This is a genomic window from Bacteriovorax sp. BAL6_X (assembly GCF_000443995.1).
Taxonomy (GTDB): domain Bacteria; phylum Bdellovibrionota; class Bacteriovoracia; order Bacteriovoracales; family Bacteriovoracaceae; genus Halobacteriovorax_A.
The window spans coordinates 1-25467 of record NZ_AUMC01000006.1; the positions used below are offsets into that span (position 1 = coordinate 1).

Consider the following 25467-nt stretch of genomic DNA (forward strand, 5'->3'; position numbering starts at 1 on the left):
AGAAAGGCCTACGGATATCGAAAATTTGAAAATTATAGACTTAAACTGATTTACGACTGCCGATAGTCTGAGATTTAAAATTGTCTATTTAGCATGAATTATAGAATTCAAGTGGAGAGGTGCATTTAAAGTTAAAAATATTTAATAAGAAAACCGATACTTAAATTACTAACGGCAAAGTTATTGAAAATGAGAATGTTCAAGTTAATTTATTAGAGGTTTGTTTTGTTATTCTTCCACTGTCTACCGAGTACTTCCAATAAACGATATATAAAGGGCTTCAAACGATTTGATTTAGAGAAAGCACAGTAAAAAACATCGTTTTGTTTAGTAAGCACACCGTTAGCACAAATTAAGCCAATCACAGACGGCCCACGACAGACGTAGAAAGAATTCGAAGAAAGAAGGCAGATAACCCAACGAAACCTCGTTGTAATCATTTCATGCATTTAAGTTTTGGGAATAAAAAAAGCCAAGACGATTAAGTTCTTGGCTTTTTTTTTGGAGGACGAGACCGGATTTGAACCGGTGAAAAACAGTTTTGCAAACTGCCCTATTAGACCACTCTAGCACCCGTCCGCAGAATGATTTTAGATTTTCTATAATATGGATATTTTTTAATAAGTCAATTTAAATACTTAAAAATATTGACCTGCCACTAATGCGGCAGGCCTATACCTAAGTATTAAAAAAACAGGATGCGTGGCCGTTAAGCTTCGCGAATAACGTACTTGTCTTTACCCTCATCAACCATTTCTCTTAGCTCTTTACCAACTTTGAAAAATGGAACTTTCTTCGGTGGTACTTTCACTACCTTACCAGTCTTTGGGTTACGACCTTCGTACGCTTTATAATTACGGTTTGCAAAAGATCCGAAACCTCTGATTTCGATTCTTTCATCATTGAATAAAGCATTGATCATGTCATCAAAACAAATATTAACAACAGTCTCGGCCTGCTTGTGCGTTACATTTGCTTGCTTTTCGATTGCTGCAATTAAATCTGCTTTTGTCATTATAATCTCCTCTCGATATGAGAACTCTTTCGAGCACAAACTCAATCCTATGATTTTTAGTTACTTCACTTATCGTCCAAGTCTCTAAAAACATTAGGAATATTTATTGTGCCACAAAAACTTTACTATCATTAAACAGTAGATCTTATTTCCCAACTACATAACTACTTAAAATTACGTTAATTCTCACACAATTTCAATCAAATGTAAGAAATTAACCTAAAATTAAAGAAGTCAACGAAAACTGGCGATTAAGTAAGTAGAAAATTAAGGAATAGGCCAATGAAGGTAATATATTTAATTGTATTCTTATTTATCACATCATCTTGTGTTCCGCAGGTTGCGCGTCCAGATGGATTCTTTGACGACATCAATAATATCGATACTTGCGAAGATCTATTCTTTCTACTAAATGAGGGGAATGTTTGTGCAAGCTCATGCGGTGAAGGAGAAGTTGTTGCAGACGAAGCACAACTAGAAGAAATTCTGGCAGATGAAAGTCTTGATGACTTTACTCGTGAAAATATTGAAGCCTCAGCTGGTGTTTGTATTACGGCACCCGAAGTAATTGCTCGTCCAAGTGACTCTGTCTTCATTGATGACGATTTTTGTATTTGTAAGAATCAAAAAGTTGCCTCGGTAACAAGTGGTGCCTCTTGTGCAGCAATTTGCCAAGAGAAGACTGCCACTGTCGCTACCCTATATGGAACGGTCACAGTTGGGCCAAAAATAAAAGACGATGCAAACCTACAAAACCTTTTTGGTTTTTGTAATAACTCGATTGATAACGGTGCTCAAAACCCACCTTCTTGTCAGTTAGTTGCCACAGATATCGATGGACGTCGTTACACGGCCGACCTTAAAACATATCAGGGAACAAATATTTTTGAAGCAAACCTTGAGGCCACAACAGTTAATTTTGGTGAAGCTTATACTTTCCATATTGAAGAAACTGGAAGTGGTGTTGAGAATGCAAAAAGTGATTATGAGCAGTTTAAGTTATTTGAACCAGGCGATGATGACGAGTATGAAGGAAATCTTAAGATCAAGCTTATATCACAATACACTTGTATGATACGTGCGACGGCCACAAGCTCAAACTATGACCCAAACGATCAGATATATCTTGATACTGTAAGAAAGCACTTCTACATGCCTGTTGACTACCCGACTCCATATCTACCGCCGGGTGTTTCAGATACTATATTTTGTCACGACTATATTAAGACTGGACAAAACGATGATGCTCCACAATTTCCGCGTCTCGAGTTAGTACCAGATCACTTTTCTCTGTGGGATGTAAACGATGTGCGTTTTATTGCAGATGGAGAAAATCGTAAGGTAGACTTCCTAATTAAAGATCGTATGATTGAAATGGGTGCAAATGTTAGCGGTACAAAAACGTACTTTGCACCTCTTGAAACTTGTGTGGCGCCAAATGTTAGTGTTGAAGACGGAGGCTTCCCAGAAGCCTGCTCAGGGTCCGAATCAGGGCTAATCCAATCAGGACTCGCAATGATTCCATTTTTTACAGATAATAGTGGACGTGCAATTTGCCCAGGTCACACCGAATACAGTTCATCTAATATTGAATTTAAAGCGCTTGGTGAAATTATTGGAACACCAACGGAAGGCCTCTACTTTGCAAAAGGACCACGTGAAGTTATTGACCTTGGAGATGGAAATAAACAAGAAATAAAGCCTGCTGACGTTATGTTTATTAGAGAAGGCCAGTTAAAGAAAATCTGGTTTCACTTAACTAATGATGGAATCCATTACAAACCTACTAGCGATACACAATCACAACCTACCTACTTCTACTGGCCTGCTGATGAAGATGCACCATATGTGCAAAAACGTGGTTATCAGAAGCTTTATCAAGTAATGCACTCAAGTGAACTTGCAAGTAGTGGTTACACAACATCGATTCCAACAACGATCAAACCGCTTGATCGTAAGATGGGTTGTATTCCAGTAACCAGTGGTAATTAGAAACTAGAGAACTCTCTTAATGAAAACATCAACGCTTGGATCTAAATAGTCTTTATAAATAAAATAAAGAACACCTGCTTTTAATCCGGTTGAAAAAACAAAGAAGATTAGCGACTTTACGTAGCGAAAGACAAAGAATTCATCTTTCTTAATAAATGCTCGCTTTAAAAAGAAGCTTACGATAAAAAGAAAAATGACAACACCGAGAGCGAACTTTAATACATCCTTATCCTGAGTTAACTCAAATAAGTAAAGTAAGGCCTTATCATCTTTAACAATCCCTACGGCAAAGTTTACAAGCTTATCACTATTTACAAAGAATTGCATGATTGGATTCTGCGTAGCATTTTCACGAATCATCTGGGCAACTTGTGCATCAGGAACATTTTTAAATTGTGCATTAATCATCTTAATAGCACGTCTCATCATCTCTGGGTCGGCCTTACCATTTTTTAGAGCAGGCACTTGTGTTGGCATGGCCACGATATTTGTAGCTTGGCCTCCATTTTTTTTGATTTCCTGATTAAGAGTCTCAATTGATTCTTGAAGATTTTCGATATCCTCGGAAGAAGTCGTCTTATCGCGACGATCGTAATCTTCGTCACCATACGCAAAAACCCCATGTGTACAAAGAAGTACACACAGGGCAATTAAATATTTAATAAAATTGAATTTTGAATTAAGCGTTTGCATCTGCAGTTTTCGCCTGCTCCCCTCTAAATCTATCAAATAGAAGTACTACTGGTGCTGCAACGAAGTTAGATGAGTAAGTACCAACAACAACACCAAGAGTGATTGCCATAAAGAAATCACGGATTGCAAGACCACCTACGAAGAACATTGTTGCTGATACGAAAAGTGTTGTACCAGAAGTAAGGATTGTTCTTGAAAGTGTTTCGTTAATTGCATTATTGATATGATCCTTAATATCACGCCCAACAAACTTAGCTTCATGTTCACGTACACGGTCATAGACAATAACTGTATCGTTAACTGAGTAACCGATTACCGCAAGAATTGCAGCAACAGTCTGAAGAGTAAACTCTGTACCAGTTAGAGCAAATACACCTAGAATGATTGTTACGTCGTGGAAAAGAGCAACAATTGCACCTGGCGAGTATTTGAAATCGAAACGTAGACCAACATAGATCATAATTGCAAGAAGAGCCCAAAGCATTGCTAGGAAACCAGACTTTCTAAGTTCAGCACCGGCCTTTGGACCAACGATATCAACCTTTCTGATTTCTACACCATCCTGCGCATACTTAGTCGTTAGTGTCTGTGAAACCTTTTCAGTAACTTCATTTAAGTTACCTTCGTTTGCACTAACCTTAAGTAGGTATTCATTCATTTGAGGTTCACCAATTGTTTGGATCGAAACCCCATTAAATCCTGCAGACTTCATTTCACGACGAAGTTCATCTAGGTTTTCAGTTTTTTGGAACTTAACTTGAATTTCTGCACCACCACGGAAGTCTACCCCGTATTTCATTTTAGTACCGATAAGAACAAGTGAAGCAATAACAAGAATTGCAGAAATAACACCAGCAATTCCGAATTTATTAACAAAATTGAATTTTGTATTACTTTTTATAATTTCAAACATCTTAAACTCCATTCCTTAAATGCTTAAGTCCTGCCCTTCTACTTTATTCATATAGAACTCAAAGAAAAGCTTTGAAACAAAGTAAGAAGTGTAAACAGTTGCGAAAATACCAATTAATAATGTAACAGCGAAACCTCTAATTGGACCTGTACCAAAATTTAGAAGACAGATACCAGCAAGAGCAGTCGTGATGTTTGCATCAATAATTGTCCAGAAAGCAGAGTTGAATCCATTTTCAACAGCTTTATAAAAGCCGACATTATTTCGTATTTCCTCTCGAATACGCTCATAGATAATGATATTGGCATCAATTGCCATACCAACAGTAAGAGCGATCCCTGCAATACCTGGAAGAGTTAGAGTTGCACCAAGTCCAACTAGCATAGCTAAAACAATCAGAACGTTTAGAGCTAGAGTTGTAACGGCGAATACACCAGAAATTCTATAGTAAACAAGAATGAAGCCAAATACTAGAATACAACCAATAATTGCAGCAAATCTAGCTTTATCAATTGAATCAGCACCAAGAGATGGACCAACTGTTCTTTGTTCAAGGAAATCAAGCTGTACAGGAAGTGCACCGGCACGAAGAACAAGAGCTAAGTCCTTTGCTTCCTTAAGTTGCTCATTATAACTTTTTCCACCTAGTGAAATCGTTGCACGCCCACCAGCGATTTTACCATTGATACGTGGAGCTGAGTAAACATTACCGTCTAATGTAATGGCCATTAGGCGTCCTACATTTTCACCAGTAACATCTGCAAAAATCTTTGCACCACGAGACTTAAAGTTAAGTCCTACTTCTGGATTGTTATTATTTTGTGGGTTGAATTGAACTCTTGCATCTTCAAGGTCTTCACCTGTAAGACGAGCAACAGACTCAATTAAGTATGGAACTAATTGAAGTATATCACCTTTTGCATTGGTCACTCTTTCAAATGCGAGGACATGACCTTTAGGAAGATCAGAAGCTACGATTTCATTTACTTTTGAAACGTAATCGGAAAATCTCTCACCTTTCTTATATTCAATGCCTTGATCTTTTGCTTTCGATACCCAGCCTTGAATTGTGATTGGTGCAATTTCAGAGTTAACCATTTTAAATTCAAGCTTTGCTGTTTTACCGATTAGCTCTTTTGCTCTTTCGATATCTTTAACACCAGGAAGCTGAACTACGATTCGGTCCTTACCTTGAGAGACAATCTCTGGCTCAGTTACACCAAATTCATCAATACGGTTACGAATAACTTCGATTGATCTTTTTACAGATTGATCTTCAATGTCCGTCTTAACCTTCTTAGTTAAGGCAACAGAGATTGTACTACCTGTATCTTTAGTTACTCTTAGAAAACCATTGTACTGGTCGTGAATAATATCCTTTAGAGCATCAGCATCAGTAGCTGAACCTAGGATAATTTCTTGGCGAGGATCTAGCTCATCAGATGAATCTAAATCACCAATTTCAAAACCGTTACCAGTTTTGTCTTTGAAGCTAAATTCTAAACGGCGCGCGTATCCTTTAACCTCGTCTTTGTAGACCTTTTTGAAGTCAATTCCTAAGATCATGTACAGACCACCTTGAAGGTCTAGTCCTAAGTTGATCTTAGATTTAACTGGAAAATTGTCAGTTTCTTTAAAATTAAATGCAGTAGGTACAATCGAAATACCTGAAATGATCGCTACAATAAGTAGAAATACGAAGCGATACCACCAGCCTCTTCTCATTAGATTCTCCTAATCCTTGGGTTTCTTTTGGTTTTCTCGAATAATTGAGTTAAATAAACTACAAAAATTATATGAGATTAACTACTTAAAAACAATATTAAGAGAATATTAATTTCAAAAACTTACGATTGCTTCGTTTTTCCTGACTCAATCACTTGGTCTTTTACATCTTCAGAGTTATTAGAATTCTCATTTTCGACATCACCTTGCGCTGCAATGTTAGCATCCGGTGACTCTGTGATTTGTGATGCCACAGATTCCTCTTTGTGAGAATTGGTCTCTGCAGCATCATTGACGTGATCCATTAAATCATCCTTGGCCTTTTGAAACTCGCGAAGTCCTTTACCTAAACCTTTTGCTAGTTCAGGTAATTTTTTAGGTCCGATAAAAATCAGAGCAAAAACTAAAACAATAAGTAATTCACCAGCACCAAAGCCACCAAACATAATTACGCCTCTTTTTTATTAGAAAGGATACTTTCTTCAAGTCCACCAAGTTGTGAACGTAGGATTTTAATACGTGTACCTTCTGCAATTTCAAGGTCCACAACTTTTTCAGTCATCCCAACAATTGTACCAAAAATACCTGACTTTGTGTAAACACGGTTACCTTTTTCAAGAGTATCAAGCATTTTCTTTTCTTCTTCCATTTGTTTCTTTTGAGGTCTGAAAACAAGAAAATAAAAAATGGCAACAACAGCAATAATTGGAACAAAGTTCATTGCCGAATTAGCTGGAGCAGCAGCACCACCTTGAGCATAAGCATTAGATATAAAAAGTTGTAACATTTGTTTCTCCTAACTTTTATTTTTATTTATTGGCCTGAGGCCCATTTTCGTGAAGTGTATCTGTTATAAAATTCTTTATAATAATCGTCAAACCTATCCGTTAGAATCGCTTCACGTGCATCCTGAGTCATCTTAATCATGAAATAAAGATTATGATAAGTGATCAAGTTACCAGAAAGGAATTCTCCAGTTGTGTAGAGATGTCTAATATAAGAACGTGAATATGTTTTACAAACTTTGCAATCACAACTTGGATCAGGTGGAAGCGTGTCTTCTCTAAAGCGAAGATTCTTAATATTAAGTGGCCCATCGTGTGTTAGGAATTGTCCATTACGTGCGTTTCTCGTAGGAAGAACACAATCAAACATATCAATACCAGCTCGGATTCCATTTAGAATATCAAGAGGCTTACCAACACCCATTAGGTATCTTGGTTTTTGATCCGGCATTGTGTGAACAAAGTCATTTAAGAAATCAACCATCTCTTCATTCTTCTCACCAACAGAAAGTCCTCCAAGAGCAAGTCCCGGGAAATCCATTTCTTCTAGGCGTTGCATACATTCCGTACGAAGATCTTTATGAAGTCCCCCCTGAACAATACCAAAAAGTTTCTGATAGTCGCGAAGCTTGTAGTCGATACAACGCTTGGCCCATCTAAGAGTTAGTTCCATACTCTCGCGAAGAGTTTCTTTTGTTGCTGGCAGTTTTGGACACTCATCAAATGCCATGACAATATCAGAGCCTAGGCCCTTTTGAATCTCCATACTTTTTTCTGGAGAGATCAAGTGTTTTGAACCATCAATATGTGAAGAAAAAGTTACACCTTCTTCTGTAATCTTATTAATATCTGAAAGAGAGAATACTTGAAACCCACCAGAGTCAGTTAGAATTGGACGATCCCAATTCATAAACCCATGAAGGCCACCACCAACTTTTTCAATAAGTTCGTGTCCTGGTCTTAAGTATAAGTGATACGTATTTCCAAGAATGATTTGAGCATTCATCTCATAAAGATCTTCTTGCCACATACACTTAACTGATGCACGAGTCCCAACAGGCATAAAGATAGGTGTTTTAATTTCACCATGCTCAGTTGTAATTGTTGTTGCGCGGGCCTTACCGCTATATCCTTCAACTTTAATCATATTCTCTTACCTTAAAATTAACATCGCATCACCATATGAAAAGAAACGATATCCCTCTTTAACTGCAATATTATAAATCTCTAATGTTTTCTCACGGCCAATTAATGCACTCACGAGCATAAGTAGTGTTGACTTTGGCAGATGAAAGTTTGTTACTAAACCATCAATACTCTTCACATCTACACCTGGGTGCAAGAAGATTGAAGTATCCTTCATCTCTCCAGGAGTGTAATCATTCACTCCATTTTGCCAAATCGTTTCAAGAGTTCTCAAACTCGTTGTTCCAACAGCAACACGCTTTTTTGCATTTTTTATTTTTTCAAAGTTCACTTGATCAACAAAGTAATTTTCAGAATGCATTTTATGATCTTCAAGATTATCGACTTTTACAGGAGCAAAAGTTCCAAGACCTACGTGTAAAGTTACCTTCGCAATGTCATGCCCTTGTCCCTTAATCTGTTCTAAAAGCTCATCTGAGAAGTGAAGCCCTGCAGTTGGAGCAGCCACACTTCCAAGCTCATTTGCAAAAACAGTTTGATAGTCTTTCTTATCTTGATCGTCCGACTCTCCCCCACGAATATAAGGAGGAATTGGAACAAATGCATTTGCATTTAAGTAATCAATGAGATCATTCCCAACAATAGAAGGCGCAATTAAGAATTCACCTTCAATATTGTCGACAATTGATATTGAAAGGTCATTAGCAAAAATATACTTATCTCCGGCTTTTTTCTTTCCACGGGCCTTAACAAGGGCACGATATTGCCCCATCTCATTAGGCTCAACAGTCAAAAAGAAAACCTCTGCATTTCCACCACTTTCTTTGTGACCTTTGAGACGACAAGGAAAAACCTTGCTCTGATTAAGAACTAGAGTTGTCTCACATGGAAGAAAGTTAATAAGTTCATTAAATTTGTGGTGCGAGATTGTATCAGTTTCACAATTGTAAACTAATAACCTTGAGTGATGACGACCTTGTATTGGGCGCTCCGCAATCTGCTCTTTAGGCAAGTCGTAATCGTACGAAGATAGCTGTAAATCCACATTATTTAATTGATTCATAGGACCCGATAGTAACGTGAAATTAGGTAATCGTCATCATGTAAGTTTTTCAAATCACAACTTTCTTATATTCAAATGTAAAGAAAACTGTAAAAACTTACAAAAAGCAAAAGAGAGGAAAATTTGAAGTTAAATCTTACAAAAGTCGTATTATTTTCAGCGTTAATTTCAACAAATTCGATGGCCATTAATAAAGTTATTTATGGTATCGATAATAGAGTCGATGTACACGAATCAAATAAAGCATTTCTTGTTGATAGTGTTGCAGCAATGGTTCCAGGTTTTGCTTTCTTAAAAGATGAAGAAGGAAATGTTACTGATACGAAGTTTTTAAAGTTCCCTACTTTAAAATACCACAGAGGTTACCCTACATGTGGCGAGATGAGATTTAGAGATCAACCTACGATTGCAGGTTGTAGTGGCTTTCTAATTGGTGAAAATCTTATAATGACGGCCGGCCACTGTATGATTTCGGGTGGGACAGAAGTTTCAGATCAAGTGACTTCAAAGTGTAGAGATAATAAATGGGTATTTAATTATAACTCGACATCAGTTAATAAGGACGGCCATTTAGAGATTCAAAAAAGTGATGTCTTCGGTTGTAAACGCGTTGTCGCGGCATCAAATACAGGTACACTAGACTACGCCATTGTAGAACTTGAACGTAAAGCAACGGACAAGAAGCCCCTAACACTAAATTTAAATGCAAGTGCAACACGAAAAGGCACAGATATTTATGTAGCAGGCTATCCTACAGGACTCCCATTAAAAGTTGCAGCAGGGGCCAAAGTTACTTCAAGTTTAAGCTACAGCAATGAATTTAAAACGGATCTTGATACATTTGGAGGCAACTCAGGTTCCCCAGTGTTGAATAATAAAGATGAAGTTATTGGAATTTTAGTAGCTGGTGAGATCGATTATGTCTTTGACTTTAATAAAGGTTGCTATAAAGTAAACGTATGTAAGAAGCAAGGAGGTGTTTGTGAACGTCAATCAAACCCTCTAATGGGAGCATTAGGCGAGACGGTAACAAAAGCAGCCTCAGCTTACACAGACTACATATTAAAAAAATCAATGGGGCCTTATATCTTTGAAGAAGGTTCTGATATTGAAGAAGTGGACGAAATCATTGAAGAGTATGAAGAGTAATATTAAAGCAAGAATCACTAAAGAAGAAATCAACTCTTACGAGATGATTGATTACACGGGCCAGATTTATCTTATTGATACAGAACAAAAGGCCCAAGATATTGCTAAGAAATTTCAAGAATTAAATCAAAAATACGACGTAACAGGCCTTGATACCGAATCAAGGCCTTCTTTTAAAAAAACGGATAACTTTCGAATAAGTCTTATACAAGTCTCATTTGAAGAGGAATGCTTCCTCTTTCGTTTAAATAAGATCCAATGCCCAGACTATCTAGTTAACTACTTAGAGGATCAAAATTTGATTAAAACGGGTGTTGCTGTGAAAGATGACTGTCGTGACCTAAAAAAACAGTATCATATCAATGCTAAAGGTGTTGTTGATGTTCAGGACCTTGCCAAGGCCCAAGGCTATATCACTCTCGGCCTACAGTCTCTTACAGGGATTCTTTTAGAGAAAAAGATCTCTAAGAAGGCAAAGCTCACAAATTGGGAAAATAATAAACTAACAGATGCTCAAATTCGCTATGCTGCAACTGACGCCTGGATTTCATTAAAGCTCTATCAGGCATTAGAAAGCAAGTAAGAATATCTATTCATAATCTTTCATCAAAGCTTCACGATTGTTGCGCATGATAGGCACTATGAAGGCCCTAAAAGTATTAATAATTTTAGTTTTCGCAACTAGCGTTTTTACACAAGAATCAGAAAATGAGAGTGGGCCATATCGTATGGATAGCTTTGGAACAACCAATCCATATGAAGAAGCTGCTATTCCAGATGAACGTAAAATTCGTCAACCTTCTTCTGAAGAAATCTACAAGTATAAGTATGAACTAGAACAAAGGCCAAAATGGCAGGACATCGAAGAAAACTGCGGCGACCGTTGCATTTATCCAGACTCTAGAGGGAAGTGATTTCAGCAACTTAGACTAGGTAAATTATTTCCTAAATAAATTCAAACTCATTCATCCTATAATTTAACTAGAATGAAGGTTGTTAAATACGCAATAATATTAACTTTCCTTGGACTTACTCTCACTTCTTGTTCTGGAGGTGCGGAGGCAACATCAGGAATTCAGGCAGCACCTGTTGGTCAGGCGGCACCTACTGCTATCTCAACAGCACAAGTTGTGATTACAGGCGCACTGCCTCAAAATTCACCAGGCATTTCTTGGACTAACCCAGCAAGTTTAGATCATATTGAATATACGCTCGGTACTTCCGCTGGAGGCTCAGAGCATACGCCCTGGACAGATATTGGAGTTGTCACAAACTACACTCACACAGGCCTTGTGGGTCTCACTGAGTGTCAAGCCTACTACCCTTCTGTCCGTGCAGTAAGTGCGACAGCGCAAATATCTACAACACTAACAAGCACAAGTTTCTACTGGGACAATAGTCCTCCAGCAGGTTTAGGTGTACCGGATGTTTCTGCAGATGACGCAACAGCAGGCTCCTCAACGACAACAACATGGACAGCAGCAACAGATAACTGCGTTCTTGACCACTATGAAATTGCTATTGGAACAAGTGCTGGTGCTACCGATGTTCAAACTTGGATTGATATTGGTAACGTCACATCTTATAAAATTCAAGATGGTGTTAATGGGGCAAGCTTCACTCTTACAGAAGCAACAAACTACTATATAACTTTAAAGGCCGTAGATGAGGCAGGCTTTGAAGTAATTCAAAACTCGGGGGCCTTCCAAGTTTTTAACCCGGCCACCTCTTTACCAAATATGGTGGCGCGTTTGGATGCAAGTGATCTTAGTTCAATCTTAGATAGCGGAGGGCTAGATGCTTCAAATGGTGCCTTTAATGGCTCAGTTGAAGACTGGCTTGATACATCTTCAAGTGCCAACACTCATCACTTTTATCAAAATGGTGCTGCACCAATCTTTGATGGAGTTGATAATCATGTTGTCTTCAATGGAACAAACCAATACCTGACTGTTGCAAATCATGCAGAATTAAACACAGCAACTACTGATCAAAGGAATATCACAGCATCTTTTGAGACTTCCGCCGATACTACAACCTTACAAATTATCTACGAAGAAGGTGGAGCTAGTCGTGGAATGAATATCTATATTCAAAGTGGAAATCTCTACTGTGGGTTTTGGAATATTAACAACGACGGTGATGGAAGCCAAAGCTTTACTTCTGTCAGTGCGCCAATAGCAACAAATACCATTTATCACGTGACATGGGTATTTGATTACACTAATTACACTGGGGCAGCAGGACCTGATGGCGAGCTTACCTGTTATGTCAACGGAAGCTCAATTGGGTCAACAACATCAACTTCACTTTTATACGCACACTCCGGGGCCATCTCCCTTGGTTCATATCTGAATGATAGCTACACTCATACAGGAGCATTAAATGGTAATGGCGGCTATTTTAACGGTGACGTCATGGAGCTGATGCTTTTTAACGACCCCCCAGATGCGTCAACAGTGAACACAATTCATACATATCTTGAAGATAAGTGGAACTAGGCTAGCTCAAATCATAATCATCTGATATAAATTCCTCATGAATTTAAGTGTATTTGATATCTACTCAATCGGTATAGGGCCAAGTAGCTCCCATACAGTAGGGCCTATGAGGGCCGCTAAAGAATTTATGGATAAGCTCATTTCAATGGGCCTCTACAATGAGACACAAGTTGTCTCAACAGCACTCTATGGATCTCTTGCCTTAACAGGAAAAGGGCACGGTACTGATAAGGCCGTAATATTAGGACTTAGTGGTTATACTCCTGAAGATATTTGCCCTGATCAAATAGATCGTATTCTAGATCTCGCCCATGATAAAGAAGAGCTTACATTCTTTGAAGGCAAAGAAAACGCTAAAACAATCTCATATATTCCTCGTGAACATATTTTATTTCACCGTAAACAAACGCTAGAATTCCATTCAAATGGAATGTGCTTTCAAGCGATTGATAAAGCTGGAAAAGAGCTATTTAAAAGAATCTACTATTCGATTGGAGGTGGCTTTATTGTTGCCGAAGGTGAGAATAATGATGGCGATATTTTTTCTCAGCACTCTAGCAAAGTTATGTACCCATTCACATGTGGAGATGAACTTCTAGCAACCGCCAATAAAAATGATATTTCTATATGTGAATTAATTAAGTCAAATGAAAGATCATGGCGTAGTGAAGAAGAGATTAACAAAGGACTGCTAGATATTTGGCAGGCAATGGATAATTGTATCAATAGAGGCCTTAAGGCAGAAGGACAACTTCCCGGAGGCCTAAAAGTCAATAAGCGCGCTAAGAAATTATACGAAGCACTATTAAAGAAAGACTGTGAAAAGAATCTCGATCCTCTAACAATTATGGATTGGGTAAATCTTTTTGCAATATCAGTAAACGAAGAGAATGCTTCTGGTGGAAAAGTAGTAACGGCCCCTACAAATGGAGCGGCAGGTATTATTCCAGCAGTTATAAAATACTATCTTAAATTTGTTAAAGATGCCTCAATTGATAAAGTTGTGGACTTTCTCTTAGTCGCAGGCTGTGTTGGTATTCTCTATAAAAAGAACGCATCAATTTCAGGTGCGGAAGTTGGATGCCAAGGTGAAGTTGGTGTTGCTTGCTCAATGGCCGCAGCAGGGCTTGCACAAGTTCTTGGCGGAACAAACGAGCAAATTGAAAATGCTGCAGAAATAGCTATGGAGCACAACCTAGGGCTAACTTGCGATCCAATTGGTGGCCTTGTACAAATCCCATGTATTGAGAGAAATGCAATGGGTGCCGTAAAAGCAATTAATGCAACTAGAATGGCCATGCGTGGAGATGGCAGTCACTACGTGAGTCTTGATAAAGTTATTAAAACTATGAAAGAAACTGGTGCCGATATGCAAACGAAGTACAAGGAAACAAGTCGTGGTGGACTCGCTGTAAACGTCACTGAGTGTTAAATCAGCTAGTTAGATACGCTACTTCTTTCACACATCAAGTTAAACACTTTCATCTTAGTGGCCCTCATCATACAAAGACCTACTTTTATATAGAAAATTAGGAGAGAGTCATGAAAAAGATCTTAATTCCTCTAATGCTAGTTACTCTGTTTACAGGTTGTAAGGAAGTTAAAGAGGCCATTAAAATGCCACAAAAGATGGATAAACTTGGTGAGACGACCGACGGTATGAGTGATACAACATCACAACTATACTCGCAGCTTCGCTCTGCACAGTCTTCAGTTGAAAGACGTGATGCTTTCGCACTTATCCTAAATGATAATATTGAAATGGGCCAAAAGCTTACAAATGCTGCAAAGTTCTTTATGGCCTTTGAGTACAATCTCTACACAGGAATTAAGCCTTACGACAACCTGGAAATTCGCGACATGCTCTTCTACGATGCAGTTGAAGAATTTTACAAAAATATGGCATCTGTTTATGAAACAGATATCAAAGGTGAATTCAATGTTAAGAAAGCAATGAAGAAAGGCAAGATGACTCCTATCCATACAGGAAAGTGGTCACTAAAAAAACGTAACTATGAGCAATCTTTCTATGCTATAGCTGCGGCCCTTCACAAGGTTCACCACCGTCAAACATTTAATGCAAAAAACAATGGCTTTGCTGAGATGTCGATGTACACACTTATGAAAGATGCACTTATCAAAGACTCTCAAGGCGCAACTTTAAGTAAGTCAGAGGAATATATCGTTGCAGGTCACAATCGTGAAATCTCAATTGCTCTTTTAAAAGCACGTATTGATATCATCCTTGCTCTTGCAATCAATGACTCAATGGATGCAGACGAAGCATCTTTTTGGCCAGGTCTTCTTCACGTTATTTCAGGTGGGAAACTAGGAAAGCTAGAGCTTCCTTCAACATTTGAAACTTCAAATGCAGCAACAATGCACGAAGCGAATAAGAAGATCGAAGAAGCACTTAAGTGTTATGACTTCTTACTTTCAATTGGTGTAAAACATGAGATTGATAGCAAGGTTAAAAATATTTTTGATAATGTAGAACTTCCAGAGCTAGATAATATCCAAGCTCAAAATGACAATATTCAAGAGTACAGAGAATATATTTATCAAATTCAAAAAATCGATTAATTCAAATAAAAGAAAAGGCCTCAAACGAGGCCTTTTTTTATTTCTTAAAATGATTTAAAAATTCCTGCGGGGCCTTGGCAAGCTTTCGCTCTTCGTAGTCAAAGAAGACCAGGCCATTTTTAGCATAAGCAATAAGACGATCACCACAAGTGAATTTATATAGAAGGTCATAGCCGTATTCACTAATATCTTCGACATACATTTCAACTTCTAATACATCACCATGAAAAGCTTCTCCTCGGTACATATAAGCTGCATCAGCTTGAATAAGAGACTTACCAAAGCAATTAAGCTCATCATGACCTAAAGACTTTAAAAAACGTAGACGCCCTTCATGACAAAGTGTTGCCACAGCATCATTTCCCATATGATTTCCATAATTGACGAAGTTAATTGTTAACTCAATTTTAGTTTTAAAATCTGCTTCTCTTTGAGGTGTCGATAGTTTTATACGTGCCATAGTTAAATATTAACTAATTAAACTTACACACACAAGAGATATGGGTCATTATTGGGCCGAAGAAATATTATGGCCTTTTTTCTTATATAGAAACTTAGACAGCAGCTCATGGCGATTATAAACAACCATGGCCTTAATAAGAATATCATCATTGAGCCATCTAAAGTCTCGATCTAAAGGCATACCTTTGTCATAATAGGCTAAAAAATCGTCAGGACGACTTTTGATAAAAACAAAGGCGTAGACTGGTTTGGCCATATGAAAGTACGATAAGAGCTGTTGTGTATTTGCAAATGAATAGCGGGTATACCTAAGTATCGAAAGGCAAAAAAAGGAAATTATTAGAAACAAGCAACAGATCACAAAGCATCTTTCTAACCATTTTTTCAGTGGCGAACATGGATAAAAAGAATTCCCAAAGATCCCCTCGTGTTCTTTAGAAAAACGTAGTTGGTATATTAATAAAGAAGCAATAAGAATAAAGCTCATATTTGGAACATAGGGAATATAATCAAATAGGATCGTTAATATTAGAATTGTAAGTGAGAGAAGAAAAAATAGAGAAAATAGAATCGTAAATTTAAGCAGGCCTTTTAGAGAATATAACTCTCCAATTGCTAAATAACGCCTGTAAAAACCCCATTGATCCTTCATAAAACCTCTCTCAAGTTAGATTTTACCGTTACTGACGAAATCTTCTAAATATACCTGTTTACGATAGATTTGAGAGTTTTTATTTTTAAATATTGACCAATTTAGTGGCCATCTCCACACAGCTTAGCTTAAAAGATTAGATCACTCACGAATCTGCGAAGCAGAGATTTCATTAAAAATATGTTCCTTCGCATACTCAAGCAGGGCCTCGTTTTCAAGAACATGATTAGACCAAGCATGGAAGCCATGTGAGAATTCTTTGTAGGTTACTTCTACACCTTCTCTGAGTAGCTTCTCATAAAACATTAAACTATCATCATAGAGAACATCATATTTAGCAGCATAAATATAAGTCCTTGGTAAAGTTTCAAGCTCATCGCTGTAAAGTGGAAATATCGCAGGATCAAGCATATGAACTTCTCTATTAGATATTGCATAATCTAAAAGCTTTAAGAGCATTGATTTTGATAATCCACTCTCTTCCCCACTTTCGAACCTATTAGCAGAAGCTGTCTCAAAGTCACTTTGATAATGGCCAGTTAGAAGGTGAAGATCGGTGATTGTAAAACTTTTATCTCCTAAGCGGTTATTGGCCAAGCTAAGCAGAGTCGCAAGATTTGCACCAGCGGAGACACCTGTAATCGTAAAAGTCTTCACACCTTTAAGATGAAGATCATTTAAGAGGGCCAGACACCAACTTGTTATCTCAGGAATACTAAGCTCAGGAGACAATGGGTAATCAGGGCAGATGATATAAGAAGACTCTTTATGCTCATTAAAGAGAGCTTGGCAGAATTGAGCACTTGTATATTCATGTCCAGTAACATAACCACCAGAATGAAGATGCATTATACAATGAGGCCGAGGCTCACCCCAAACCAAACATGTATGATTAAGCATTGTTTGATTTGTACAATGTACTAGACTCTTATACTCTCCTTCAATGAGCACCATGGCCTTTCTAAGCTCATCAAGAGTGATTCGAGAAAAGCGCTTAATACCAACATCAAAGAATGACTGCATTGATGAAAGACGTTTCTGATGAATGAATTCAGTTATTGATTTAGACAATGTGTAACCCATTACATTTACACAGAATAGTATTTATTAAATAAAGAATATAAATAAAATTCCGATAGTTAAAATTAGTAAAACTATTTTCGATATTTTAATCAAATAAAGGTAACAAGGCCAATGAAAGCATTCTCATCAATTGTTCTGACTTGTACATTTATGGCCTTAAATAGTTATGGTTATTTCATTGTAGATGACAATATTCTGTCACAACCACCTACTAACGATACAAAAGCAAAGTTATTCAAGATTGATGATGATGGAATGGGACCTGTCATGCCAAAAGAAATTGAACAAAGTAGGTTTCCAGCAAGCATTCCAACCGAAGATGAAAATGGTCAAATTCAAGATAGTGACAAGAATTATAAGAGACTTCACAAATAAAAAACTATCAATCAATATCCACAATAATCACATAAAAAATTCAAATTACCGTTTCATAATCAGACCAAAGAGCTAATAGGGCCATAACAGAAAAAAGAGGTAAGATATGAAACTAATTCCCATTTCATTAATTGTTCTCCTACTGACTACTCCTGCTTTTGCGCACAAAGATAAGCAGAAAAATATGTCTAAAAAATCAGAAGCTCAAGAAATGATGAAAAAAGATAAGAAAACAAAAATGAAGCAGCATAGAGAACGTGTACCTGCTTCAAAAGAAGGGAAGAAAGGAGTTTCACTTACAGACACTCACTTTCTCATTTACGAATAAGAAAACTTATAGAGAGGAAAGAGGTTTAAAATGAAAGTCCTCACTTATATCTTAATTACATTGACTCTTCTTGCATTCAGCATGGAGGTTTACGGTGAGCGCTATACGGCCATTATGGATGAAAATGACCCCTCCGTTCAGAGACTAATTCATGGTGAAGAAGAACGAGCAAGTCAAGAGCGTAATCTGTCACGTGAAGAAAAAATTGATGAGAAGAAAATGGAGCGTACACCTGCTTCACAAGAACAAGATCACTATAGAGTGAATGAATACATGGAAAGACATGCTAGACCTCCTCTATTTGATCGTAAGTATAAATAAGATATTGAATTTACTTCAATATCTTACTTTGCATATTTATATTGTGCAAAACATAATTTTGCGCTATATAATATCATATAAATGAAAATAGGAGATTATATATGAGTGTCTATGATTATAAAGCTGTTGATATAAGAGGAAATGAAAGATCCCTTACAGAATTCAAAGGAAAGAGTCTTCTTATTGTAAACACCGCAAGCAAGTGTGGATTTACACCACAATATGAAGGACTACAGAAGTTATACGATAAATACCAGGGCAAATTAGAGATCTTGGCATTCCCATGTAATCAATTTGGAAAGCAGGAGCCAGGAAGTTCAGAAGATATTCAATCATTTTGCGACTTAACCTTCAAAACTTCATTTCCACTTTTTGAAAAAATCGATGTTAATGGAGATAACACTCACCCACTTTACCAATATCTTAAAGACGAATTACCAGGACTTCTAGGTAGTAAGAATATAAAATGGAACTTCACAAAATTTCTTGTTGATAGTGAGGGACATCCAATTAAAAGATATGCCCCTACTGATAAACCTGAAAGCTTAGAAAAAGATATTGAAAAGAGTTTTAAGTAATGACTGAAGACATTCTATTAATCGAAAACCAAGTATGTTTTAGTCTCTACAGGCTTAGTAAGTTAATTACGAGTCAGTATAGGCCATACCTTGACGAGATTAACCTCACCTACCCACAATACCTTGTCATGCTTGCCTTATGGGAGACAGACAAAGTGAATATGTCTCAACTTGGTGAAAAGCTCTCTCTTGATAATGGGACTCTAACTCCCCTAATAAAGCGTCTTATTGAAAAAGGTATGGTTGAGAAGAAACGTTGTCTTGAGGATGAAAGAATTGTCTATATCACAACCACAGCTAGTGGAAAGAAGTTAAAGAACAAAGCAAAAACAATCCCGCAAAAGCTTACTTGTTCAAATAATATTGATCTTAAAGAGATTCAAAAACTAAAAGCTGAAGCAGATAAAATTTATAACCAGTGGAGTACACATGAAAAATGAAGAAATTATAAAAGCACTAAATTGGCGTTACGCTACAAAGGTATTTGATAAAACGAAAAAGATATCAGATGAGGACCTACACGTTTTAAATGAGTCATTAAGACTTGCGGCCAGCTCATTTGGGCTACAGCCTTGGAAATTTATTTTAGTAAATGACCAGGCAACACGTGAAAAACTTAGAGAACACTCGTGGGGACAATCTCAAGTGACAGACGCTTCTCACTACGTCGTTCTTGCTTACCTAACAGAGCTTAATGAAGAGTATGTTGAGAAATTTGTGCAATCAATTGCCGAGCAACGAAATGTTGAACGTGCAAGTCTACAAGGCTACTTTGACGTCATGAAAGGAGCACTAATTGATGGGCCTCGCTCAAAAACGATTCCAGAGTGGTCACAACGTCAAACTTATATTGCCATGGGACAGCTTTTAATGACTGCGGCGATTCAAGGAATTGATACTTGTGCTATCGAAGGTATAGTTCCTGAAGAATACGATAAAATTCTAGGCCTCGAAGGAACAAAGTATAAAACTCTTGGAACAGTAGCACTTGGTTACAGGTCAGATGAAGATAAGTACAAGGACCTTGAAAAAGTACGCTTTAGTTTCGACGAAGTATTTAAAGTCATCTAAAATATTTATAGGCGGTCAATTTTATTGGCCGCTTTTTTATGTTATGGTGACAGTATGATTGTCATTCCTATTCTTTTATTTTTTTTATTCCTATTTGGCTACTTCTTCTATAAGCATTACTCTCATAAAGTAAGAAGAAATCTTACGAAAAAGAAATATGAACAAAACAGATTATTGTGGAATGATTTTCTTACATCGCAGGCTTCCCTATTTAGTGAACTTACGACACTAGACAAAGATAAGTTATTAAATTCGATCTTAGTTTTCTACAGTGAGAAAAATTGGCACGAATCAATCGAAGAAGAACAACGCATTCTGACTTCGTACTATGCGTGCCTACCTATCTTTAAAAGGAAAACAAATTACTACCCAAGCATAAAGTCCATTGATCATACATGGCCATTTGAAAAATGGTTAGAGTTCAATGAGAAACAATTTGAAATAGATTTTGGAAAGTTGGCCCTAAAAGAGATGAATGGTGATTTTTCTAAACTCTCTTTGATGTACTTTGAAAGGGCACAAGAGCTTGAGAGTTCAAAACCTTTAGTCTACGAAAACCTTAACAAATTTTACCGCTTAAGAGACTAGTAAAAGTCAGCATCATTTGAACTATAAGGATGTATTCTCTTATAATCTTCACCCATTTCAATATGGGCCTTTATATTAATCAAGTTCCACTTAAAGGTATTAGTAACACTTCTCTTTGTTATGAAGTTAAAGATTTGTTCCCAAAAGAAGAACTCAAATTTAGATGGTGGACTCTCAAGCTCAAGACGCTTAATGTAACCAGAACGAAAAGTTAGAGACGTCTTATTTTCATCAAGCTTCTTATAGAATTGCTCCACAAGAAACTCTCCCTTTTCATCGTAGTTCATAAAGTCCATAAAATCATTGAAGTTATAGGCCCTAATTTGTTTATAATACTCTCCATCAGACTTCGTGACTTTGGTAGTCGTTTCATCCCAAAAAGTACCATTTTCACTTTCTCTTCGATAGCAACGACGAGTGAAGCCAATATCATGATCTTTTAAGTTTGCATTCCATGGACACTCTGAAACTGGGCAAGCAGCTATTTTATAGAAGTATGTCGACCACTCACGAGCATTTTCATTTTTGGAATTATAATTCCACACAACATCAATTGGAGCATTGATCTCAACGGTATATTCAGCGTAATCAGTAGGCCTCGTGTACTCTCGCGCCTCTGTAGTAAATGAAAGTGCTACAAGCACTAGTGTTAATAAAACTCTCACCAATAAAGCATAAGGGACAATAGCACAACGGGTCAATATCCAGTAAGATTTTTCATTGCCAATTAAACTCCAAGTGATTAATATATCTAAAGAATTCAAGTGATTTCAATGTGCCTAGGTGGTGAAATTGGTAAACACGCACGGTTGAGGGCCGTGTGCCGCAAGGCTTGCTGGTTCAAGTCCAGTTCTAGGCACCATTTCCAAATACAATCTCAATCCATTTACGAAGTATAGAGCTTTTTAATTAAAAGCAAGCGTAGCTTGATGGTTTAGCGCCAGGATGGCGTGTATGCCCACGGAGGCAGGAGCCGAGAGTCGGCCAAGTCCAACGCATACTTACCAACCTACCGAAAGCCACGCCTTTGTCCGCACGATGTTAAAAGCAAGCGTAGCTTGACGTCGAACAAATTCAATGTGCTAGCGACATATACTACAGTCCGGCCGGTGAATATCTCAATTTTGAAACAGCAATGAGCTAGCTCAATAACGTCTTTAGACTTTTCTTTTAGCAGTTCCAATATCATCAAGATAAAACTTTAGGCGTTGCTCAATTTCTTCAAGGGCCGCAAGTCGGATTTCAATGGCCGTATTACATGAGCGGCGAGTTTTGATTGATTCGATTCCCTCTTTAGAAGGGATATTCATGACTGGTCTTTTTTCTTTTTCCTGCTCTAAAGCTACCTGTTCTTCAAATTCTTCAATAAGCTTATTTAGAGGTGTCGGTGCTTTAGCAGTACGATCTTCTACAGGAAAGTGTTTTGATGCTGGAAACATCACTAGAACATCGTTTTCTGATTTTGTGTTTGATTCAATTTGTTTCATTAATTTCAATTCCTCATAATAAGCATTTATAGCGTTCAATTGTTCTCGCTATTTATAAAGCATAACCTAGGCCAAGATTTTTTGGGATATCCCATGTAAATTTGGAAGGTTATAAAAAGTGAACGTCAATTGTTTGGTCAGCCAAGGTGTTCATTAGACAAATTTCACTCGCAATATCAAACACTTAGTCACATTTTATTTAGGACCTAACTTGCGAGATATCATGAGCGTGGTACAATATTGGAGTGAAAAGAATCAACTGTATGCAATGCAAATATTACTTTAGTACATGGGACAAGGATGCTCCTCGCGGATGTCGTAAATTTAATATGAAATCCACAAATATGCCTTATATTCTCGTACGCCAATCTAGTGGATCCGATTGTAGTTTCTTTGAACAAAAAGAACACTTGAAGAAGAAAAAGGGGAAATTAGACGATCTTAATGACCCAAGCCTGTGGTAATCAATATATATCAATTTAGTATAATAACTATTCCATAATACTATTTCTAATATAAATAAATACATCATATATAAGCCTCATTAATCAAGTATGTGAGGTGCAAAATGAAAAAAGAGATTCTATTAACATCGTTAATTATGATGAACCCTGTAGTAAATCTACAAGCAAAAGAGATTACAGAAGTCAAAGCGCAAATGCATTCAAAGTACGAAACTTTGGCCAATTTATCATTTGAGTCTAATAGATCTTTCGATGGTCATTATTGGACTTATAACCAAGACCTTAATGATGCCACAAAACACTATCGTAAATTCAAATGGGCAATCGAGATTAGAGACAATAGTGATGAAACGATGACTCATACTGATGATGAATTAAAAATGGAGTATTTCTTGGTTCTTCATAAAGTATTTGAAGATGGATATATTGTAAGCTCTGAAAGTGAATTCCGTGTTGATCGTTTAACAAATAAAAGGTTCAAGCTATATAACTGTGATTCATCACTTAATTGCCAAAGTGATTACGCCAATACAGAAATGATTCTTGAGAATATCGGAGATGAGAAAGTTCTTCTCATTAAGAATCTTAAGTATGTATTTTCACAAGATGATTATGAAGACGCTTTCTTCATTCAAACTAAGAAATAGAAAGAAATTTGTGAATTCAAAAGAAGTTCTAGAATATTTGTTAACTCCCCTTGATCAAAGTCAAGGGGATGTATTTAAAGAAGTTATTCGTGAGATCGGACAATTAGAAACTCGCTTAATTGCATCGACGAATCCTAATTGGACGAAGCTTGCTAAATCTCGCCTGCTCTCTTCTAACACTGCTTCAAGAGCTATTGATGATAGCTTAGCAAGGTGGGATGAGGCCAATCGTTACATCAGCAGTTGTATACAAGATGAAAACAAGCTTAGTTTTGAGATCATCACGAAAATTAACTCCATCTACAATGCTAAGAATTCACAAATCAGAGAAACTCCTATCTACGGCGGTGGCATCGAGTTTATAAGGCCACAATATCTAGAGAAAGCAAAAGCACTTCTTATAAGAAACCTCTTAAGTGATGTCGATATGTGCTTTTATGAGAGGGCCTTTCACCTATATCAATGGATCGTAAGTCTTCATTTCTTTGAAAATGGAAATGGTAGAACTTCAAGGCTTTGCGCTGACTATATACTCATGCAAAACGGAAAACTTCCCTTATGCTTCCAATCGAGTGTACGCTCCCATGTGGCACAGATGCTTGAGGAAAGAAAGGTAAATAAAGAAGATAAATATCTTAGTTTCTTAAAAGCAATAAAGCGCAGTTATGAAATTGTCTTAGACATTTGAGTCTGGTAGCTCAATACCTTGTTCATAATAAGTTGGCCCGGCTTCTTTAATCATTCCACCGCCAAGACACACTTCCTCACCTTCTATATTAGTATAGAAGACAATAGACTGGCGTTTAGCAATGGCACGTTGAGGAATATCAAAGTCAACTCTGACAAAGTCTTCAGAGACTTCAGAAATTGTACATTCTTGATCTTTTTGACGATAGCGAATCTTGGCCTTTAACTTCATTCCCACCTGTGGCCTAAAGTCTTCATCAACCCATGACAGGTCAGTGGCCGTTAAGAAGTCAGCGTATAAAGCACCATGCTTTTCACCACGTTCAACGATAACAACATTTCTTTCAGTGTCTTTACCGACTACAAACCAAGGCTCACCAGGACCTCCAAGTCCTAGGCCCTTTCTTTGGCCAATGGTATAAAAGGCACTACCGCTATGGCGGCCTACTTTAGTTCCATCAAGAAGTTCAAAGTCCCCTTCTTTGATATGGATATAATTTGATAAGAAGTTTTTGAAATTTCTCTCACCAATAAAACAGATTCCTGTTGAATCTTTTTTATCGTGAGTGATTAGATCATACTTCTTTGCAATCTCTCTAACTTGCGGCTTTTCAATGGCGCCGACAGGAAAGAGCACCTTATCAAGTACTTTTGATTTGATCGTATATAAGAAGTAAGTTTGATCCTTATTATTATCTAGGCCTTTAATAAGCTTAGACTTTCCATCTATTTTCTTTGTCTGACAGTAGTGTCCTGTTGCAAGATAATCTGCACCAAGTTCCATGGCCTTGTTAAAGAAGACCTTGAATTTGATTTCACGATTACAAAGTATATCAGGGTTAGGAGTAAAGCCTTGTTCGTATTCTTCTAGGAAGTTTGCAAAGACGTTATCACGGTACTCTTTTACAAAGTCTACCGAGTAGTATGGGATATCAAGTTTTTCACAAACGGCCACAACATCTTCAAATTCAAGAGATGCCTTGCAATTTCCGTTTTCATCTTGCTCTTCCCAGTTTTTCATGAACATACCAATGACGTTGTAGCCCTGCTCTTTTAGTAAAGCAGCACATACAGAAGAGTCCACTCCTCCGCTCATTCCGACAATGACAGTTTTTCCGTTTCCTACATTTTCCATGAGCCTTATTTAGCACATTTACGT

Annotated in this window: 30 protein-coding genes and 2 tRNA genes; 17 read left to right on the plus strand and 15 right to left on the minus strand. The window is 37.3% G+C overall.

Annotated features, from left to right (window positions below; translation table 11 throughout):
• Nucleotides 1-502: 502 nt before the first annotated feature.
• Both M902_RS04405 and M902_RS04410 read right to left on the minus strand, forming a co-directional pair.
• Nucleotides 503-579 (minus strand) — tRNA-Cys (locus M902_RS04405).
• A gap of 130 nt (nt 580-709) precedes the next feature.
• Entirely contained in the window at nt 710-1015 is a 306-nt protein-coding gene (locus M902_RS04410; RefSeq protein WP_021266755.1) for an HU family DNA-binding protein, read from the minus strand.
• 282 nt (nt 1016-1297) lie between these two features.
• Here M902_RS04410 and M902_RS04415 point away from each other — a divergent pair, with 282 nt between their 5' ends.
• Entirely contained in the window at nt 1298-3007 is a 1710-nt protein-coding gene (locus M902_RS04415) for a hypothetical protein (protein WP_021266669.1), read from the plus strand.
• Nucleotides 3008-3010: 3 nt separating this feature from the next.
• On the opposite strand, the gene M902_RS04420 is transcribed toward M902_RS04415, so the two are convergent.
• The 7 genes from M902_RS04420 to queA all read right to left on the minus strand — a co-directional run bounded on the left by M902_RS04420 (nt 3011) and on the right by queA (nt 9332).
• Nucleotides 3011-3700 (minus strand): FlxA-like family protein, encoded by a 690-nt coding sequence (locus M902_RS04420; RefSeq protein ID WP_021266618.1) that lies wholly within the window; start codon nt 3698-3700, stop codon nt 3011-3013.
• Entirely contained in the window at nt 3687-4613 is a 927-nt protein-coding gene (gene secF, locus M902_RS04425) for a protein translocase subunit SecF (protein ID WP_021267025.1), read from the minus strand. Before secF ends, M902_RS04420 begins: the two co-directional genes overlap by 14 nt.
• A 15-nt stretch (nt 4614-4628) precedes the next feature.
• Entirely contained in the window at nt 4629-6338 is a 1710-nt protein-coding gene (gene secD, locus M902_RS04430) for a protein translocase subunit SecD (RefSeq protein WP_021266670.1), read from the minus strand.
• A gap of 122 nt (nt 6339-6460) precedes the next feature.
• Nucleotides 6461-6784, minus strand: a complete 324-nt coding sequence (locus tag M902_RS16740; RefSeq protein ID WP_021266935.1) for a twin-arginine translocase TatA/TatE family subunit — start codon at nt 6782-6784, stop codon at nt 6461-6463.
• Nucleotides 6785-6786: 2 nt separating this feature from the next.
• Nucleotides 6787-7125: a preprotein translocase subunit YajC gene (gene yajC / locus M902_RS04440; RefSeq protein WP_021267106.1), complete on the minus strand. Its 339-nt coding sequence runs from the start codon at nt 7123-7125 to the stop codon at nt 6787-6789.
• 26 nt (nt 7126-7151) lie between these two features.
• Nucleotides 7152-8270: a tRNA guanosine(34) transglycosylase Tgt gene (tgt, locus tag M902_RS16595; RefSeq protein ID WP_021267052.1), complete on the minus strand. Its 1119-nt coding sequence runs from the start codon at nt 8268-8270 to the stop codon at nt 7152-7154.
• A gap of 6 nt (nt 8271-8276) precedes the next feature.
• The gene (queA, locus tag M902_RS16600) at nt 8277-9332 is read right to left on the minus strand and encodes a tRNA preQ1(34) S-adenosylmethionine ribosyltransferase-isomerase QueA (RefSeq protein WP_021266939.1); all 1056 of its coding nucleotides are present in this window, start codon (nt 9330-9332) and stop codon (nt 8277-8279) included.
• 123 nt (nt 9333-9455) lie between these two features.
• On the opposite strand from queA, the gene M902_RS15750 reads away from it, so the two are divergent.
• The 6 genes from M902_RS15750 (at nt 9456) to M902_RS04480 (ending at nt 15565) form a co-directional block, all read left to right on the plus strand.
• Nucleotides 9456-10481 carry a serine protease gene (locus M902_RS15750; RefSeq protein WP_021266934.1) on the plus strand — a complete coding sequence of 342 codons (1026 nt, stop codon included), beginning with the start codon at nt 9456-9458 and terminating at the stop codon, nt 10479-10481.
• Nucleotides 10471-11064 (plus strand): 3'-5' exonuclease, encoded by a 594-nt coding sequence (locus M902_RS04460; protein ID WP_021266842.1) that lies wholly within the window; start codon nt 10471-10473, stop codon nt 11062-11064. Before M902_RS15750 ends, M902_RS04460 begins: the two co-directional genes overlap by 11 nt.
• A 58-nt stretch (nt 11065-11122) precedes the next feature.
• Nucleotides 11123-11395 (plus strand): hypothetical protein, encoded by a 273-nt coding sequence (locus M902_RS04465; protein WP_021266788.1) that lies wholly within the window; start codon nt 11123-11125, stop codon nt 11393-11395.
• 72 nt (nt 11396-11467) lie between these two features.
• The gene (locus M902_RS04470; protein WP_021266694.1) at nt 11468-12982 is read left to right on the plus strand and encodes a LamG-like jellyroll fold domain-containing protein; all 1515 of its coding nucleotides are present in this window, start codon (nt 11468-11470) and stop codon (nt 12980-12982) included.
• 37 nt (nt 12983-13019) lie between these two features.
• Nucleotides 13020-14414 (plus strand): L-serine ammonia-lyase, encoded by a 1395-nt coding sequence (locus tag M902_RS04475; RefSeq protein ID WP_021266692.1) that lies wholly within the window; start codon nt 13020-13022, stop codon nt 14412-14414.
• Between the two features lie 110 nt (nt 14415-14524).
• Nucleotides 14525-15565 (plus strand): hypothetical protein, encoded by a 1041-nt coding sequence (locus M902_RS04480; RefSeq protein ID WP_021266702.1) that lies wholly within the window; start codon nt 14525-14527, stop codon nt 15563-15565.
• A 37-nt stretch (nt 15566-15602) separates the two neighbouring features.
• On the opposite strand, the gene M902_RS04485 is transcribed toward M902_RS04480, so the two are convergent.
• The 3 genes from M902_RS04485 to M902_RS04495 form a co-directional block, all read right to left on the minus strand.
• Nucleotides 15603-16025, minus strand: a complete 423-nt coding sequence (locus M902_RS04485) for a thioesterase family protein (protein WP_021266784.1) — start codon at nt 16023-16025, stop codon at nt 15603-15605.
• Nucleotides 16026-16073: 48 nt separating this feature from the next.
• The gene (locus tag M902_RS16425; protein ID WP_156979714.1) at nt 16074-16283 is read right to left on the minus strand and encodes a hypothetical protein; all 210 of its coding nucleotides are present in this window, start codon (nt 16281-16283) and stop codon (nt 16074-16076) included.
• 537 nt (nt 16284-16820) lie between these two features.
• Nucleotides 16821-17750, minus strand: coding sequence for an alpha/beta hydrolase fold domain-containing protein (locus M902_RS04495; protein ID WP_040314136.1), 930 nt, complete (start codon nt 17748-17750; stop codon nt 16821-16823).
• Between the two features lie 123 nt (nt 17751-17873).
• On the opposite strand from M902_RS04495, the gene M902_RS04500 reads away from it, so the two are divergent.
• The 7 genes from M902_RS04500 to M902_RS04530 all read left to right on the plus strand — a co-directional run bounded on the left by M902_RS04500 (nt 17874) and on the right by M902_RS04530 (nt 21023).
• Nucleotides 17874-18137 carry a hypothetical protein gene (locus M902_RS04500; protein ID WP_040314137.1) on the plus strand — a complete coding sequence of 88 codons (264 nt, stop codon included), beginning with the start codon at nt 17874-17876 and terminating at the stop codon, nt 18135-18137.
• A 106-nt stretch (nt 18138-18243) separates the two neighbouring features.
• A complete protein-coding gene (locus tag M902_RS04505) occupies nt 18244-18465 on the plus strand; it encodes a hypothetical protein (protein WP_021266691.1) in 222 nt (73 codons plus the stop codon).
• Between the two features lie 30 nt (nt 18466-18495).
• Nucleotides 18496-18786, plus strand: a complete 291-nt coding sequence (locus M902_RS04510; RefSeq protein WP_021267032.1) for a hypothetical protein — start codon at nt 18496-18498, stop codon at nt 18784-18786.
• 101 nt (nt 18787-18887) lie between these two features.
• The gene (locus M902_RS04515) at nt 18888-19364 is read left to right on the plus strand and encodes a glutathione peroxidase (RefSeq protein ID WP_021266818.1); all 477 of its coding nucleotides are present in this window, start codon (nt 18888-18890) and stop codon (nt 19362-19364) included.
• Nucleotides 19364-19804, plus strand: coding sequence for a MarR family winged helix-turn-helix transcriptional regulator (locus M902_RS04520; RefSeq protein WP_021266583.1), 441 nt, complete (start codon nt 19364-19366; stop codon nt 19802-19804). Before M902_RS04515 ends, M902_RS04520 begins: the two co-directional genes overlap by 1 nt.
• Nucleotides 19794-20435: an NAD(P)H-dependent oxidoreductase gene (locus M902_RS04525; protein WP_021266894.1), complete on the plus strand. Its 642-nt coding sequence runs from the start codon at nt 19794-19796 to the stop codon at nt 20433-20435. The genes M902_RS04520 and M902_RS04525 overlap by 11 nt, the downstream gene beginning before the upstream one ends.
• A 24-nt stretch (nt 20436-20459) precedes the next feature.
• Nucleotides 20460-21023, plus strand: a complete 564-nt coding sequence (locus M902_RS04530) for a zinc-dependent peptidase (RefSeq protein ID WP_156979715.1) — start codon at nt 20460-20462, stop codon at nt 21021-21023.
• Here the strand turns inward: M902_RS04530 and M902_RS04535 are convergent.
• Entirely contained in the window at nt 21020-21688 is a 669-nt protein-coding gene (locus tag M902_RS04535; protein ID WP_156979716.1) for a hypothetical protein, read from the minus strand. The two genes, M902_RS04530 and M902_RS04535, sit on opposite strands and share 4 nt — an antisense overlap.
• A gap of 112 nt (nt 21689-21800) precedes the next feature.
• On the opposite strand from M902_RS04535, the gene M902_RS04540 reads away from it, so the two are divergent.
• A tRNA-Leu gene (locus tag M902_RS04540) sits at nt 21801-21885 on the plus strand.
• A gap of 295 nt (nt 21886-22180) precedes the next feature.
• Here M902_RS04540 and M902_RS04545 read toward each other — a convergent pair.
• Nucleotides 22181-22510: a hypothetical protein gene (locus M902_RS04545; protein WP_021266608.1), complete on the minus strand. Its 330-nt coding sequence runs from the start codon at nt 22508-22510 to the stop codon at nt 22181-22183.
• Nucleotides 22511-23078: 568 nt separating this feature from the next.
• Here M902_RS04545 and M902_RS04555 point away from each other — a divergent pair.
• Together M902_RS04555 and M902_RS04560 are read left to right on the plus strand one after the other, a co-directional pair.
• Complete coding sequence (locus tag M902_RS04555) at nt 23079-23621, plus strand: hypothetical protein (protein WP_021266975.1); 543 nt, start codon at nt 23079-23081, stop codon at nt 23619-23621.
• Entirely contained in the window at nt 23587-24309 is a 723-nt protein-coding gene (locus M902_RS04560) for a Fic family protein (protein ID WP_198011866.1), read from the plus strand. The genes M902_RS04555 and M902_RS04560 overlap by 35 nt, the downstream gene beginning before the upstream one ends.
• On the opposite strand, the gene mnmA is transcribed toward M902_RS04560, so the two are convergent.
• Complete coding sequence (gene mnmA / locus M902_RS04565) at nt 24298-25443, minus strand: tRNA 2-thiouridine(34) synthase MnmA (RefSeq protein WP_021267129.1); 1146 nt, start codon at nt 25441-25443, stop codon at nt 24298-24300. The genes M902_RS04560 and mnmA overlap by 12 nt on opposite strands.
• Between the last annotated feature and the right edge of the window lie 24 nt (nt 25444-25467).

What these genes read in the sequence shown, in the direction of transcription:
- M902_RS04410 (WP_021266755.1), bottom strand. Translation starts at nt 1,015, where the DNA reads ATGACAAAAGCAGATTTAATTGCAGCAATCGAAAAGCAAGCAAATGTA.
- secF (WP_021267025.1), bottom strand. Translation starts at nt 4,613, where the DNA reads ATGTTTGAAATTATAAAAAGTAATACAAAATTCAATTTTGTTAATAAA.
- M902_RS04520 (WP_021266583.1), top strand. Translation starts at nt 19,364, where the DNA reads ATGACTGAAGACATTCTATTAATCGAAAACCAAGTATGTTTTAGTCTC.
- M902_RS04525 (WP_021266894.1), top strand. Translation starts at nt 19,794, where the DNA reads ATGAAAAATGAAGAAATTATAAAAGCACTAAATTGGCGTTACGCTACA.
- yajC (WP_021267106.1), bottom strand. Translation starts at nt 7,125, where the DNA reads ATGTTACAACTTTTTATATCTAATGCTTATGCTCAAGGTGGTGCTGCT.
- M902_RS04485 (WP_021266784.1), bottom strand. Translation starts at nt 16,025, where the DNA reads ATGGCACGTATAAAACTATCGACACCTCAAAGAGAAGCAGATTTTAAA.
- M902_RS04415 (WP_021266669.1), top strand. Translation starts at nt 1,298, where the DNA reads ATGAAGGTAATATATTTAATTGTATTCTTATTTATCACATCATCTTGT.
- tgt (WP_021267052.1), bottom strand. Translation starts at nt 8,270, where the DNA reads ATGATTAAAGTTGAAGGATATAGCGGTAAGGCCCGCGCAACAACAATT.
- M902_RS04475 (WP_021266692.1), top strand. Translation starts at nt 13,020, where the DNA reads ATGAATTTAAGTGTATTTGATATCTACTCAATCGGTATAGGGCCAAGT.
- M902_RS16740 (WP_021266935.1), bottom strand. Translation starts at nt 6,784, where the DNA reads ATGTTTGGTGGCTTTGGTGCTGGTGAATTACTTATTGTTTTAGTTTTT.
- M902_RS04500 (WP_040314137.1), top strand. Translation starts at nt 17,874, where the DNA reads ATGAAAGCATTCTCATCAATTGTTCTGACTTGTACATTTATGGCCTTA.
- M902_RS04465 (WP_021266788.1), top strand. Translation starts at nt 11,123, where the DNA reads ATGAAGGCCCTAAAAGTATTAATAATTTTAGTTTTCGCAACTAGCGTT.
- M902_RS04460 (WP_021266842.1), top strand. Translation starts at nt 10,471, where the DNA reads ATGAAGAGTAATATTAAAGCAAGAATCACTAAAGAAGAAATCAACTCT.
- M902_RS04420 (WP_021266618.1), bottom strand. Translation starts at nt 3,700, where the DNA reads ATGCAAACGCTTAATTCAAAATTCAATTTTATTAAATATTTAATTGCC.
- queA (WP_021266939.1), bottom strand. Translation starts at nt 9,332, where the DNA reads ATGAATCAATTAAATAATGTGGATTTACAGCTATCTTCGTACGATTAC.
- M902_RS04515 (WP_021266818.1), top strand. Translation starts at nt 18,888, where the DNA reads ATGAGTGTCTATGATTATAAAGCTGTTGATATAAGAGGAAATGAAAGA.
- secD (WP_021266670.1), bottom strand. Translation starts at nt 6,338, where the DNA reads ATGAGAAGAGGCTGGTGGTATCGCTTCGTATTTCTACTTATTGTAGCG.
- M902_RS16425 (WP_156979714.1), bottom strand. Translation starts at nt 16,283, where the DNA reads ATGGCCAAACCAGTCTACGCCTTTGTTTTTATCAAAAGTCGTCCTGAC.
- M902_RS04470 (WP_021266694.1), top strand. Translation starts at nt 11,468, where the DNA reads ATGAAGGTTGTTAAATACGCAATAATATTAACTTTCCTTGGACTTACT.
- M902_RS04545 (WP_021266608.1), bottom strand. Translation starts at nt 22,510, where the DNA reads ATGAAACAAATTGAATCAAACACAAAATCAGAAAACGATGTTCTAGTG.
- M902_RS04555 (WP_021266975.1), top strand. Translation starts at nt 23,079, where the DNA reads ATGAAAAAAGAGATTCTATTAACATCGTTAATTATGATGAACCCTGTA.
- M902_RS04510 (WP_021267032.1), top strand. Translation starts at nt 18,496, where the DNA reads ATGAAAGTCCTCACTTATATCTTAATTACATTGACTCTTCTTGCATTC.
- M902_RS04480 (WP_021266702.1), top strand. Translation starts at nt 14,525, where the DNA reads ATGAAAAAGATCTTAATTCCTCTAATGCTAGTTACTCTGTTTACAGGT.
- M902_RS04505 (WP_021266691.1), top strand. Translation starts at nt 18,244, where the DNA reads ATGAAACTAATTCCCATTTCATTAATTGTTCTCCTACTGACTACTCCT.
- mnmA (WP_021267129.1), bottom strand. Translation starts at nt 25,443, where the DNA reads ATGGAAAATGTAGGAAACGGAAAAACTGTCATTGTCGGAATGAGCGGA.
- M902_RS04560 (WP_198011866.1), top strand. Translation starts at nt 23,587, where the DNA reads ATGAAGACGCTTTCTTCATTCAAACTAAGAAATAGAAAGAAATTTGTG.